The sequence below is a fragment of the Archangium lansingense genome, from assembly GCF_026626635.1.
Lineage (GTDB): Bacteria > Myxococcota > Myxococcia > Myxococcales > Myxococcaceae > Archangium > Archangium lansingense.
In genome coordinates, this window is the sequence record NZ_JAPNKA010000001.1 from 6,406,336 (window position 1) to 6,420,102 (window position 13,767).

General features: G+C 66.2%; 9 protein-coding genes. 3 read left to right on the plus strand and 6 right to left on the minus strand.

Features of this window, described 5'->3' with window-relative positions:
• Positions 1 to 26: 26 nt before the first annotated feature.
• Entirely contained in the window at positions 27 to 2,288 is a 2,262-nt protein-coding gene (locus tag OV287_RS26025; protein WP_267536738.1) for an NACHT domain-containing protein, read from the minus strand.
• Positions 2,289 to 2,451: 163 nt separating this feature from the next.
• A complete protein-coding gene (locus OV287_RS26030) occupies positions 2,452 to 4,113 on the minus strand; it encodes an acyl-CoA dehydrogenase family protein (RefSeq protein WP_267536739.1) in 1,662 nt (553 codons plus the stop codon).
• A gap of 127 nt (positions 4,114 to 4,240) precedes the next feature.
• Here OV287_RS26030 and OV287_RS26035 point away from each other — a divergent pair, with 127 nt between their 5' ends.
• The gene (locus tag OV287_RS26035) at positions 4,241 to 6,184 is read left to right on the plus strand and encodes a DUF8689 domain-containing protein (protein ID WP_267536740.1); all 1,944 of its coding nucleotides are present in this window, start codon (positions 4,241 to 4,243) and stop codon (positions 6,182 to 6,184) included.
• Between the two features lie 29 nt (positions 6,185 to 6,213).
• Here OV287_RS26035 and OV287_RS26040 read toward each other — a convergent pair whose 3' ends face one another.
• A complete protein-coding gene (locus tag OV287_RS26040; RefSeq protein ID WP_267536741.1) occupies positions 6,214 to 7,014 on the minus strand; it encodes a WbqC family protein in 801 nt (266 codons plus the stop codon).
• Positions 7,015 to 7,031: 17 nt separating this feature from the next.
• Positions 7,032 to 8,159 carry an endonuclease/exonuclease/phosphatase family protein gene (locus tag OV287_RS26045; protein WP_267536742.1) on the minus strand — a complete coding sequence of 376 codons (1,128 nt, stop codon included), beginning with the start codon at positions 8,157 to 8,159 and terminating at the stop codon, positions 7,032 to 7,034.
• A gap of 433 nt (positions 8,160 to 8,592) precedes the next feature.
• Here OV287_RS26045 and OV287_RS26050 point away from each other — a divergent pair, with 433 nt between their 5' ends.
• The gene (locus OV287_RS26050) at positions 8,593 to 10,932 is read left to right on the plus strand and encodes an ATP-binding protein (protein ID WP_267536743.1); all 2,340 of its coding nucleotides are present in this window, start codon (positions 8,593 to 8,595) and stop codon (positions 10,930 to 10,932) included.
• 6 nt (positions 10,933 to 10,938) lie between these two features.
• On the opposite strand, the gene OV287_RS26055 is transcribed toward OV287_RS26050, so the two are convergent.
• Both OV287_RS26055 and OV287_RS26060 read right to left on the minus strand, forming a co-directional pair.
• The gene (locus OV287_RS26055; RefSeq protein WP_267536744.1) at positions 10,939 to 11,730 is read right to left on the minus strand and encodes a phytanoyl-CoA dioxygenase family protein; all 792 of its coding nucleotides are present in this window, start codon (positions 11,728 to 11,730) and stop codon (positions 10,939 to 10,941) included.
• Positions 11,731 to 11,732: 2 nt separating this feature from the next.
• On the minus strand, positions 11,733 to 12,734 hold the full coding sequence (locus OV287_RS26060) for an aldo/keto reductase (RefSeq protein ID WP_267536745.1): 1,002 nt from the start codon (positions 12,732 to 12,734) through the stop codon (positions 11,733 to 11,735).
• 77 nt (positions 12,735 to 12,811) lie between these two features.
• Here OV287_RS26060 and OV287_RS26065 point away from each other — a divergent pair, with 77 nt between their 5' ends.
• A complete protein-coding gene (locus tag OV287_RS26065) occupies positions 12,812 to 13,765 on the plus strand; it encodes an alpha/beta fold hydrolase (RefSeq protein WP_267536746.1) in 954 nt (317 codons plus the stop codon).
• Positions 13,766 to 13,767 lie beyond the last annotated feature (2 nt).

The following is a 13,767-nucleotide window of genomic DNA, read 5'->3' on the forward strand; positions in this document are numbered from 1 at the left end:
TTGGTTTTTCCCGCCTGCACACTCGCTCATTGAATCGTCATTACCTCGCGTACGGCACTATCGGTCGATGATGTGCCAGACGTAAGGATGGCCGAGACCCTGCTTCTGCGTCCAGCGAGCGGCTGCCAAACAGTGATTCCACTCAGTCGAACGGGAAATGCAAGTCGATGACGATCCACAATCTCCAGTACATTGCTAACGAACGTGCGGAGGCTCGGATCCAGCCCTCGTGACAAAGCTCGTTCTTGGCGGCCACTCCCTTTTTGCAAATACAGCTTGCGAAGAATTGTCAGCAAGACGCGCAATGGGCCTGGGATGGACGGGTCGGCTACAATAGATGCATTTGTTTGTTGTTGCGTGTCGAAATTTGTAATGTAGCAACCTTCGACCCATGGAGGTAAATCGTATTCCGTTGAGCAGCCAATCACCTGCTGTATTAGGCAGCCAGTAACTTTCACCCCCTGTGGTTGCGAGTCGCCCAAGACGAGCGTACCGACCGTCGCCTCGGTAAGTTCCCAGTTTGTCGGTATCGGTGTGTCACTAAAATCCAAGGTGTCGACATCCGCTGCATTGATTTTCAGGCCATCGCAATTCAGTTCATCTAGAGCGGGATGTGCATGAGGGAATGTGAGTAAAACATCAGCCGCTAGCGTTGGAGCGTTCCATCGAATTGCGGCTTCACGCGCAGCTATAATGAATTGAGTTGGCTGGATATCATGGGAGAGTCTGGTTCCGGCGAGTGAAGCGCCAAGAGGTCCTAGTCCATGCTTCCATAGGTGCGCTTTGAGATTGTTGGCATATGGGCTAATCACGTGTTCGATCACATGCCCAGCGCGCAGTGCGTCAAGTATCTGGTCGTCGATGAATGATCTGTCGCCTGTCTGGGCGTTTCGTGCGCTTAATCCTGGAAGCCGCTGGAGGAGTGGGCGTGTTTTATCGTCAGGATAGGCATGTACTATCTCTCGGAATGCTTCGGCGACTTCATCTTCTGTGAGTGGGCCAAAGCCATCTGGCTTGGTCCGAGCAGTTGAGGCTAGTAATTCCAATATCCGCCGGATTGCTTGCGGATCAAGGTGGGATCGATGAATTCTGGACTCTCTGTCACATACGGCGTTGATCAAGAGGTCCCAAGCGCGGGCGGGCTCGACGTCTGTATTTGCTAGGAGTAGGTTTAGCGTGCCATCTGCAGCGAGTTTAGCGAGAAGCAACGGCCTTCGAGGGAGCCAGGCAGGCAGAGGTGCGGAGTAGCCGATCCGTTCGAGAAACCTCTGGGCCTCAGGTTCAGAAAACTCTCCCAGTGATAGGAATAGGTCGTCGCGACGAAGCCCCATCGACTCCCGCAGTTCATCGTGGCTATCGAAGTAGTGTGCTCGGCCTGCGATTATGATTCCGCACTTGTTCCGAGATTCCACAACGAATGCACGAACAAGTGCGACGGCGGCTTTTCGAAGCTCGCGCAATCGAATGCTGCTTCCCGCTTCCCAAGCTACAGAGGCGATTTCATCAAACCCATCGAGCATCAATATCAGTCGACCTGCATTGAACGCTCTAATGAGTTGCTGGGGCGAAGACATGCCGACGCGCCGGGCATGCCGCTCTAGCGCTTCGTAGGCGTCATCCTGGCCCCAGTGTTCTCTGAGATTGAGGAGGACAGGACAGTATTCGATGTTGCCTTTGAAATAGCTCGTTCTCAGGTCGCCAAATACCTCCTTGAGCGTGAGGCTCTTGCCCATTCCGAAGTCACCCAACAGGCATATAATCCGCTTGTTGGTGAGTTCCTGTGCTACGTTTTTTACTGATAAGCTATCGATGGTGGAGTTGTTTGGGCGAATCGCAACTGGCTCGTAGTTGAGAGTCCATGTTTGATTGCTATCTGTTTTCGGGTCTGTTGCGCTGCCGAATGGATGATTGACCCGTAGATTTAGATATTGCCCTGCATCAAGAAGTCGTTTGCCTAATTCGGCCAACGAGAGCACCGCGATGCTGCGTTCCTTGCCATACTGAACTTGATCAGCAGTAGGCTCCTCTAGTGTCACGAAGATTAACTTTACGAGTCGATTCCTCCTTTCTTCTCGCGTTTTGAAGGAGATCATCTTTCCTGAGTCGCTCTTCAGTTTTTCAAGAGTCCGTTGGGTCGTGCATTCAATGTAGTAGGTGACATCAGCGGTCTCGATGATGCAGTCGCGCTCAAGGCCATCCACATAAGTTGGCGCACCTGCGCCTGGTTCGGCATCCCAGATTGCCCGCGCCAGCGACCTCACGGCTTTTTCGAATTCAGATCCAGTCAAGGCAGTTCCTTAAAAAAACGCCAAATTTTTGGCGCATATATGCATTGGATTGCTGCGGAACGAACATTGCGAATAAGGAAAAGAGTCGGCTGTCTACGGCGATAATCAAACCGTTGTGCCGGAGTTAATATTCTTCCTCCTGACAAGGGAGTTCAGGGCGATTTTACGACACCAGCAGCCGCGCGTCGTCCAGGTCTATGTCGGCGATCAGGTCCACGCCGTTACGCATGAGCCGCCGCGCTGCCGCCATGGCCCTCGGGCCGTGTCCGTTGTCCAGGCACCACTGCGCGTGCTCCACCAGCAGCGCCAGTTCGTAGGTGCGGCCCAGCGTCAGTGAGAACCGCCTTGCCCCAGCTTCCACCCCCGCCGGGTTCTCCATCGCCTTCATCACCCACGCCCGCGCCTTCTCCAGCGACTCCTGCGCCGCCGCCACGCACGGTCGCAGGCCCGCGTCCTTTGCTGCCACCAGCCGCCGCTCCGCGTCCGTGTATAGCGCCTCCAGCGCGCCGCCCTTCGCCATTGCTCTCAGCGTGTCCAGTGAGAGCACGTTCGTCGTTCCCTCCCAGATAGACAGCACCTGCGCGTCCGCCAGCAGCCTCGGCAGCCCCGTGTCCTCCACGTAGCCCGCTCCGCCGAAGCTCTCCACCACCTCCGACGTCACGTGCACTACCTGCCGCCCTGTCGTCAGCTTCGCCAACGGCGTCACCAGCCGCTGCAGCAGCAGTTCCTCTTCCGTCGCCGTCTTCGCCTCCATCTTCCCCAGCAGCTCTACCGCCCGGAACGCCAGCAGGAAGCCTCCGTGGAACTCGGCCTCCAGTCCCGCCAGCGTGTCCACGTGCAGCGGCTTCTCCGCCAGCAGCGCCCCGAACTGCACCCGCCGCTTTGCGTAGTCCCTCGCCAGCGCCAGCGCCCTCCTCATGCTCCACGCGGCGCCCATCGCGTTCCACGTCCGTGTCACGTTCAGCATCCATGACATGTTCCGGATGCCGTCCGTCAGCCCCGCCACCGGCACCGCCAGCGTCCCGTCCAGCGTCAGCTCCGCCGTCGGTACCTTCCTCGTCCCCAGCTTGTCCTTCAGCCGGTTGATCTGAATCCCGTTCAGCCTCCCGTCCGCCCCTCGCGTCTCCACGTAGAAGATCGCCAGGCCCTTGCCCCCAGGCCCGTTCCCCTCCGGCCGCCCCAGCGTCAGCGCCATCTGCGACGTCGTCGCCGAGGTGAACCACTTCGTCCCGTACAGTCTCCACCCCTCGGGCGACTGCCTCGCCACCGTCTGCGTCAGCCCCACGTCCGAGCCGCCCGTCCGCTCCGTCATCCACTGGCCCGACGTCCAGAACGTCTTCGGGTCCCTCGACGTCAGGTGGGGCAGGGCGCGCTGGAGCAACTCCTGGTTCCCCAGGGACAGCAGCGTTCGCGCCGCCCCGTCCGTCATCGCCAGCGGGCACGAGTAGACGTCCAGCGACGGCTGTACCAGGTAGTTCAGCGTGAACTGGTGGATGCGCGAGCGCTCCCCGTTCTTCTGCTCGTACGCCACCGCTACCAACCCCCGCTTCGCCGCCAGCGTCTCCGCCTCCTTCCACAGCGGCGACACCTCGATCTGGTCCACCCGCTGGCCCCAGGCGTCCCACTGCGTCAGCTCCGGCTCGTTCAACCGGTCCCTGAGCTGGAACTCGTACAGGTCCTTGCCTCCCAGCTCGCCCAGCTCCCGGAGCTCGTCCTCGAGCCCCGCTCGCATGTCCTGGGGCAGCACCCGGTCCAGGTAGCTGCGCAGCAGTGCGTCGTCCTCGTACTGGTTTCCAAGCCTCGGCGGTTCCTGGAAGAAGCTCATACGGGGCAAGCTAGCACCGGGCCGCCCCAGAGGGGCCTGCGTCTCGCCCCCCTGTTTTCCTCGACTGGATCAGGGCCTCTCGGCCACTTCCTGCTAGACTCGCCAGCCTCAACCCGGAGCAACATCCATGGCCGAGCAGCGGAGGCCGGGGGCGAATCCCCCTCCATTCGAGTCCCCCGAATTCGAGACCGACACGGGCCGCACCGTCACCCCTCGGGAGACTCCCGTCCCGAGCAACGTGCTCTCCGCGCCTCCCCGGCCCCGCGTTCCCCCCGGGCAGGGCCCCGCCCAGGGTGGTCCCGCGCGGCCTCCGGCGCAGGGTGGTACCGCCGAGCGCCGGTCCATCGGTCCCAGCCCCTTCCTCGAGCGTCGCACCCCGAGCCCTCCGAGTCCCGAGGCTCGCCGCGTCATCTCCAACCTCCCCACGGAGCAGCTTCCCCCTGTTCCAGCGGAGCTGCGCCGCCAGGCCACTCCCATGCCCAGCATGGACCTGGCCGCCGTCCCCATGGAGAAGCGCTCGGCCCCGCCCGTGCCCAGCATGGAGATGGCTCCGGTCCCCGTGGAGCAACAGCGGCGCTCGGCTCCGCCGGTGCCGTCCATGGACCTGCCCTCCGTCATCGTCGATCAGCGCCGCTCGGCTCCCCCCGTCCCGACGTCGGAGCTGCCTCCCGTCCCCGTCGAGATGCGGCGTCCCACGTCCGGTGGCATGCCCGTCCAGGGCGCCGAGCGGAGGATGACCGGCACTCAGCGCCGCGCCGCCATCGCCGAGGGTGGGGGCGCCGCCAGCTCCACCTCCTTCTGGCCTGCCCAGCCGCGCACGCTCGCCGAGACGGGCCTCACCGCCACCATGGTGGAGGAGCTCGTCCTCAAGGCCATCTTCTTCGCCGGCGAGATGCGGGGCATGGACATCGCCAACCGCCTCAAGCTGCCCTCCACCGTCATCGATGAGATCGTCGAGGGACTGCGCCGCCAGAAGTACATCGACATCCGCGGCGGCGGCGGCTCGGGCGTGGGCAAGTCCACGATGATCTACCAGCTCACCACGTTCGCCACGGACGTGTTGCGGCAGATCCTCGACCGCAATCGCTACAACGGCCCCGCTCCTGTCACCCTCCAGGAGTGGATCGACTCGGTGAAGAAGCAGACCGTCCGGGGCAATCGCATCACCCGCTACCGGATGGAGGACCAGTTCGGCGACCTCATCATCCGCGACTACATCTTCGATGGCATCGGCCCCGCCATGAACTCGGGCCGCGCCATCTTCTTCTACGGGCCCCCCGGCAACGGCAAGACGGCCATCTGCCAGGGCATGGTCAACTGTTTCGATGGGGAGATCTTCATCCCCCACGCCATCCTCATCGACGACTTCGTCGTCCGCATCTACGACAGCATCCTCCACCGGCCTGTCGAGGACGACGTCAACACCCCGTCCTATGACCGGCGCTGGGTTCGCTGCCGTCGGCCCCTCGTTGTCGTCGGCGGCGAGCTCACCCTCGAGATGCTCGACCTCGTCTACTCGCCCGAGGTCAAGTACTACGAGGCTCCCTTCCAGATGAAGGCCACCAACGGGATGCTCCTCATCGACGACTTCGGTCGTCAGAAGGTCTCCCCGAAGGACCTCCTCAACCGGTGGATCGTCCCGCTCGAGAGCGATGTGGACATGCTCACCCTCCACACCGGCAAGAAGATCCAGGTCCCCTTCGACGTCTTCGCCGCCTTCTCCACCAACCTCGATCCCAGCGACCTGGTCGACGACGCCTTCCTCCGCCGCGTCCGCTACAAGCTCGAGGTCCAGCCCCCCGACGAGGAGCTGTTCCATCAGATCTTCGAGGTCATGTGCCGCAAGCGCGGTGTCATCTACGACGCCGACATGGTCCAGTACCTCATTGATACTCACTACAAGCCCATCGGCCGCCGCTTCGCCGCCTGCCAGCCTCGTGACCTGCTCGATCAGATGATCGACATGGCCCACTACCGCGGCATGTCTCCCCAGCTCGACCAGGACCTCATCGACTCGGCTGTTCGCAGCTACTTCGTCCGGTTTGACAAGGAGCGCGGCTCCGGGCGCTGAGCGAGGCGGGGTGGGGGTAGACCCTCACCCTAACCCTCTCCCAAAGGGAGAGGGGATTTGGCGAAGGGTCCCCAGGGGCTCGGCTCGAGCCACTTGCGGACCTCGTCCACCGGTACGTTCGACAGCACGTCCACGATGGACAGGCCCAGCACGAAGCGCTCTCCCTTTCTCCCCTGGTCGTACGCCGGATAGCGGAACTTCTGCCACAGCAGCCGCACCCCCGCCTCTCGGAACGGCCCCGGTCTCAAGTACAGCGAGCCCACCGCCGAGTAGTACGTGTCCATCCCCAGCTGCGTGCAGTACGACGCCAGTCTCCCTGTCTTGTCCGGGTGCGAGCGGTCCAGTGTCGACGCCAGCTCTACCCGCGGTTTGACTCCCAGCGGTTCGTAGAAGAGCGCCATGCTCGCCAGCAGCGTGCGCAGCAGCGAGCCCGGTCCCCGCTCCTTCGCCGCCTCCGCGTAGAAGCCCTCCAGTCTCGGCAGCACCTGGCTCCGGAAATAGGGTCTCCTCCCGTACAGCATCGTCAGCGTCGCCAGGTGCTTGCGCGTCCACGGCTGTCCCGTGTCCACCGCCAGCTCGGAGATTCGCGTGTCCCGGTGCGCTCCCTCCAGGGGGATCGTCAGCCACTGGAAGGCCGACTCGGCTGGCGGGGGCAGGGGAGTGCCCGGCGGAAGTGCGACTCGCGCCCTCCGCTGCCAGCCCCTCCTCAGCCACTGCACGTTGTCCAGCACCAGCAGTGTGTCCGCCCTCGCCGCCTGCTCGTAGAAGTCCAGCCACGGCAGGTAGTGGGGTTGCTCCGCGACCAGGACTCCAGACTGCTGCTCTGTCACGGCGCTCAGTGTAGGTGTCAGATGCGCAGGCGCGCCACCACTCCCGCCAGGTCCGACTTCCAGGGGCCGAACCGCTCCTCCAGTGAGCCCCCCACCACGTATGCCAGCACTGGGCCCATCCGGCGCGGGCTCGGCGCCACCGGCTTGCGCACCAGCACCAGGTTGAGGCGCTCCGCCAGCGCCGGCATCTCATTCGGCAGGTCCGCCCCTACCGGCAGCAGGCCTCCCTGGCGGCGCGTCCATACATCCACGTAGCCCGCCAGCAGCAGCTCCCGGTACGTGGGCGCCCCCATCAGCCCCAGGTTGGCCGGCGTGTTGAAGTCCCCCACCAGCACCACCGGCAGCGGCTCGCCACGCAGGGTGCGGATCAGCTCCCCCGCCTGCGCCACTTGTACGCGCAGCCCTGTCTCGTCCGGCGCCGGTTCCAGGTGCGTGCTGACGAACCGGTACTTCCGGCCCTCCACCTTCGCCGCCACCGACACCCAGCCCCTCGGCAGCGCCACCGGCTCCTGGCCCGGTCGCGACACCTCCCGGTGTGCGACATAGTTGCCCGCCCGCGCCTCCTTTATCTCCACGTCCGCCCTCGCGAGGATGAGGTCGAAGTCCGTCAGCCGCACGTCGTCGAACGTCGGCGCGCTGCTCGTGAGCAGCGGCAGCTCCACGTCCGCATTGCGCACCCGTGCCACCTCCCGGTAGTGCAGCCCGCGCGCCTCCAGCTCGCCCAGCAGCACAGGCAACACGTCCAGGTACATCGCCTCCGCGGGCTGGGTGCCGCCGAAGAGCGCGTCCCCCGGCGACTGCAGCCGCACCTGCGTCACCTGCTGCAGCCCGATGAGGTGCGGCCGGGCATATTGGATCTCATCCGCCAGCTTGCGCGCCCGGGCCCGCACGTCCTCTTGGCTCAGCGCCCCGAGCAGCTCCGCGGCCCGTGCCGGCTCCTCCGCCAGGGGGCCCTCCAGCAGCCGCTCCAGAGGCGTCCCGCCCGAAAGGCTGCGCGTCATCACCGTGAGGGCACCCCGGTCGAATAGCTGGGAGTGCTCGGCTGCGGACTGCTCCACCCGTCCGTCCACCACCTGGGGCAGCGTCGCCACCTGACAGGCGCCGAGCGCCACCATCCATAGCCCCACCGCGATGCCGTACCTCATGTGTGACCTTCCCCCCGGACCGACCCCGCCCCGAGCAACCCGTGCCCGCTTGCCTGCGGCGGACAACCCCGGAGAGATAGGGCGCTCCTGCTTGGACGCCAGGGGTCCAGGCCCCGAGGCGCACCCTGCCGACCACCATTGAGCACGTCGAGGTCGCACAAACGTTGGACACGTGGCAATAATGAGGGCCGCCCGCCGGCTGTGCTGGCGGCCATGGTCCCCCTTTGTCCCTCCCACCTCTCCCCCATGCGGAGCGAACGAGGATAGGCTTCCGTCCAACGGAGAGCCGTCCTCCCGGTGTCGGGTGCTCTTGGTGGACCGGAAGGGCCTCGATCTAGCCTCGTCTGTTTCCTTAGAATTCGCTCCAGCCTCCATGCGCTTTCTCCTCCTCAGTCGCGACGGTGACCATCCCATTGGGGCGGAGCTTGCCCGGATGGGACATGAGGTCGTGGTTGCCTCGGGACCCGAGGTCACGGCCGCCACCATTTCCCTGGTGGACGTGTTGGTTGTCGGCGCCGAACAGGTCCGCGAGAAGTCCGAGTGGTTCAGCCGGCTGCGCGCGCAGATCCGCGCCGCCGAGGTCTCCGTGCTCGGCATGGCCGCCAGCCTCGCCGAGGAGGACATCATCCCGCTGATGGAAATCGGCGTGGACGACTACCTGGTGGCGCCCTTCGATCCGGTGGACGTGCGCGCCCGCATCGCCCTGTTCGAGCGCCGCTGCTACGCCTTCATGCGCCGGCAGTCCCACGAGGAGTCCGCGCGTGGGGAGATCGAGCGGCTGGCGGCCATCATCCAGACGCAGAACGACATCGCGCTGGCGGGCCTGGATCTGGACGTGGTGATGCGGCTCATCGCCGAGCGGGCGATGATCCTCTGCGGCGCGGGCGGCGCGGCCGTGGGCATCATCGAGGGCGAGGAGATGTTCTACCGGGTGTGCACGGGCTACTCGAAGCAGTTCGAGGGCGCGCGCCTGCCCATCGCCAACACCATGGCCGGCAGCAGCGTGCTGCGCGGCGAGGTGATGCGCACCGACGACACCGAGAGAGATCCTCGCGCCAACGTGGAGACGGCGCGCCGGCTCAAGGTGCGCTCGATGCTGAACGTGCCCCTCAAGCGCGACAACCAGACGGTGGGCGTGCTGAGCATCGCCTCCCAGGTGCCGTTCGCCTTCGTGGACTCGGATGAGCGCACCCTGGAGCTGATGGCCGGCCTGCTCGGGGCCGCCATGGGCAACGCCGCCGAGCACGCGGCGAAGCAGGCGCTGATGACGGAGGTGGCCTCCATCGTCACCGCGCTCCAGGAGAGCCAGCACCTCTTCGACTCCTTCCTCAACAACAATCCGGCGCTCGCCTACATGAAGGACGAGGCCGGCCGGCGCGTCTTCGCCAACGAGCCCTTCCGGCGCTTCTTCGGGCTGTCTCCCGGCCTGGACGTGAGCACCATCCCCGACGAGCAGTTCATGCCGACGGAGACGGTCGCCCACCTGCGCGAGCAGGATGATCAGGCCTTCAAGTCCGGTCAGCCCTCCGTCTCCGAGAGCATGATTCCCACGCCGGAGGGAGAGCAGCGCCAGTTCCTCACCTACCGGTTCATCGCCCGTAACAGCTCGGGCCAGCGCTTCCTCGGAGGGGTGTCCTTCGACATCACCGAGCGCAAGGCCGCCGAGGAGGCGCTGCGCCGCTCCGAGGAGAGCTTCCGCGCCCTCATCGAGGGCTCGCCCGAAGCCATCTTCGTGCACCGCGGCGGGCCGCTGCTCTACGTCAACCCGTCGGCGTGCTCCTTCCTGCGGCTCAAGGCCAACGAGCTGGTGGGCCGCTCGCTGCTGGACTTCGTCCACCCCGAGGATCGCAGCGCCGCTGGCGGCATGCTCGATGGCATGCCCAGCCGGGGCTCCTCCAGCCGGGTGCGGGAGATCCGCTTCCAGCCTCCCGGGGGCGGCCTGCTGACGGCGGAGATCAGCAGCCTGCGGCTCGTCTTCGCCGGCCAGCCAGCAACCCTGGTGAGCGCGCGCGACCTGACCGAGCGCAAGCAGATCCAAGCGCGCCTCGTCGTCGCCGACAGGCTGGCCTCGGTGGGTACGCTCGCCGCGGGCGTGGCGCACGAGATCAACAACCCGCTCGCCTTCGTCATCTCCAACCTGTCCTTCCTCACCGAGGAGCTGCACACCATCTCCTCGCTGCTGCCCGAGGGGCAGCTCGGCGAGCTGGAGGAGGTGCTGGCAGAGACGAACGAGGGCGTCAACCGGGTGCGGCTCATCGTCCAGGACCTGAAGACGTTCTCGCGAGGCGACGAGGAGCTGCCCACGGCGGTGGATCTGCGGCGCGGCATCGACTCGGCGCTGGCGCTGGCCCGCGGCGAGCTGCGCCACCGCGCCACCGTGGTGAAGGAGGTGGCCGAGGTGCCGCTGGTGGAGGGCAGTGAGGCCCGGTTCGGTCAGGTGGTCCTCAACCTGCTCATCAACGCCGCCCACGCCATCGCCGCTGGCCAGCCGGACAAGAACGAGATCCGCGTCGTCCTGCGCTCCGAGAGCAACCACGCCATCATCGAGGTGAAGGACACCGGCTGCGGCATGCCCCGCGAGGTGTTGGATCGCATCTTCGATCCGTTCTTCACCACCAAGCCGGTGGGCGTGGGGACGGGGCTCGGCCTGTCCATCTGCCACGGCATCATCACCGGCTTCGGCGGGGAGATCACCGCCAGCAGCGATCTGGGCAAGGGCAGCACCTTTCGCATCAGCCTGCCCGCCCTCCGCAGCAAGCTGAAGGCGGGGTAGGGCGCCTCAGCGCGAGGCGCGGCGGAAGAGTGGGAAGAAGTCCCGTGGGGCCTTCTTCTTGCGCACGCAGCGCGTGTCCGCGCTCATGTAGCAGGCCGAGAAGCCCCGGCGGCGCTGGCCCGTGCGGCTCGATGCGGAGCGGTGCCACACGTAGTTGTGGAGGAGCAGCACCTCGCCGGCCTCCACGGGCAGCGGCACCGCCAGCCGGTCCGCGTCTCGCGCAGCCACTTGGTCTGGCGGCACCACGCCCCCGAGCGCCGTGGCCAACCCCCAGCGGTGGCTTCCCGGCACCACCTCCACGCAACCCCCGTCCAGCGGTGCATCGTCCAGCGCCGTCCACAGTTGCAGCTCGGGGTCCTTCGTGAGGCCCCACAGCTTGCCCCCGTCCTGGTGCCAGGGCAGCTCGCTGCCTCCTCGCTGGCCCTTGTGAAAGAGGATGGCCCGGTAGAGGCAGAGGTCCCCGGGGATGAGCGTCCGGGCGATGCGCTCGAAGAGCGGGTTCTCCATCCACTCAAGGAAGCGCGGATCCTTCTCCAGCTTCTCCAGCTTGCGGTAGTCCAGCGACGGGCCCTGCCAGCCGAGCCCAAGCGGCGCGTCCTCATACCGGCCCGTGGGCGCGTCCATCTGCCAGAAGAAGCCCGGGTAGCTCACCCGGCCCAGCATCAGATCGTCCGCGCGCTCGCGCAGTGCCTCGAGGCCCTCCGCGCTGAGCAACCGGCCCAGGCGCGCGTACCCGTGCTCGGCGTAGTGCGCCAGCGGCCCGGCGATATCGAAAGTCTCCGCATCCACCGCCAGCATGCTCACCTCGCGTACGTGGCGTCCGTGCCCAGCCACTCCCGGGAGATCTCGTCCACGCGCGTGGCCACCTCCGGGGGCAGCGGTTTCGCGCAGGCGTCCAGCGCCGCATCCAGGTGCTCCACCGTTGCCGGGCCCGCCAGCACCGAGTCCACTCCGGGACGGCTCGCCAGCCACGCGTAGGCGAGCTCCACCAACGTGAGGCCCGCTGCCTCCGCCACCTCCCGCAGGCGTCCGGCCTGCTCGAGGAGACGCTCGGACCAATAGCGGCGCTGGTAGAGGCGGTTGCCGTCGAAGCGCGAGCCCGGAGGGATGGGACTGCCCGGCACATGGCGTCCGGAGAGCAGCCCTCCGGCCAGCGGGTTGTAGACGGTGGTGTGGATGGGGTAGCGCCTCGTGAAGGGCAGGTACTCCACCTCGAGCTGGCGCACCAGCACGTTGTAGAGCACCTGGGACACCACCGGGCGAGGCATGCCGCGCGCATCGCACAGGCCTCGGAGCTCCAGCAGTTGCCAGGCCGCGTGGTTGGACACGCCCCAGTGCCTCGCCTTGCCGGCGCGCAGCATCCCGTGCACGGCGTCCAGCGTCTCCTCTACCGGCGTGGAGGTATCCGGCGCATGCAGGTAGAGCACGTCCACGTAGTCCGTCCCGAGCCGCTTCAGGCTGTCCTCCACCGCACGCACCACTTGCCCTCCGGAGAGGCCCTCGGACTTCCCCCGGATGCGTGCCAGTCCCACTTTGGTAGCGAGACCCACCTCCGCCCTCCGGCCTCGCAGCGCCTGACCGAGGAGGCGCTCGGCCTCACCGTTGCCGTACGAGTTGGCGGTGTCGAAGAAGAGCACCCCGCGCTCCAGGGCCCGGGCGACGATCCGCTGCGCCTCGGGTGCTGGGGTACGGGCTCCGAAGTTCATCGTGCCTACGGACACGGCCGCGGGCGGCGCTCCGGGACCCGAGGGACGCGGTTCGAGCCAGGGCGAGAGGGGAGGGGTCGGAGCGGTCTGGCTCATGGAAGGGGGTAACGATACCCAAAAGTGAACGCCGGGCCTTGCGCCGTTGGGGGAGCGTCCGAATGGTGGGGGGGAACATGCCCTACCTGCGCCTCACCCGCTTCGTTACCGCGCCCGATGGCACCCGCGTTGCGTACCACACGCATGTGGGCAATGCCCCGGAGAGCGAGGCTGAACCCGCGCTCGCCTCCCGCTCGTCGGTGCTGCTGACCAATGGCATCGGCACGTCGGAGAACTTCTGGCGGTACATCGTCGCGGACCTGGAGCAGGACCACCGGGTGGTGCACTGGGACTACCGCGGTCATGGTCGCAGCCAACTGTCCGCCAATGGGGACTACGCGCTGCGCGTCCACGTGGACGACCTGGAGCGTGTCACCGAGGAGATGATGGTTCGTGGTGATGGGCGCCCGCCCCACCACGTGGGTTTCTCCATGGGCGTCCGGGTGGTGCTGGAGCTGTACCGGCGCCGGCCGGAGCTGGTGCCCGCGATGACGCTGATTGCTGGCAGCCCTGCCTCGCCGGATCCGAGCGCCTGGTTCATCCCGCTGCCGGGTGGACACGCCACCCTGGGCCGTGCCTTGAAGACCCTGACGCCGCTGGTGCCCAAGGTGGCGCCGCTCGTCCACCAGGTGCTCGCCTCGCGCCTGGCATATCCGCTCGGGCGCGTCTCGGGGTTGCTGCGGGCCCGAGCCCCACGCGCGGACATCCTGGAGTTCCTGCTGGCCTTGCGCCGGATGGATCCGCAGGCCTTCTGGATGATGATGCGCGGCCTGGTGGATTGCCCTCCGTGCTGGGACGTGCTGCCAGACGTGCGGGTGCCCGCGCAGCTCATCGCCGCGAAGAATGATCTTCTGATTTCCCTGCGCGAGATGGAGCGGATGCGCGCGCGGATGCCGGAAGCGGAGTGGGTGCTGGTGGCGGACGCGGGCCACGCGGGCCTGGTGGAGGCGGGCACGGAGATCGCCGAGGCCGTGCGAGCCTTCCGTCAGAGATGCGGGGTGGGCCCGGCGTACCCGGTGCTTACGCACTGAGC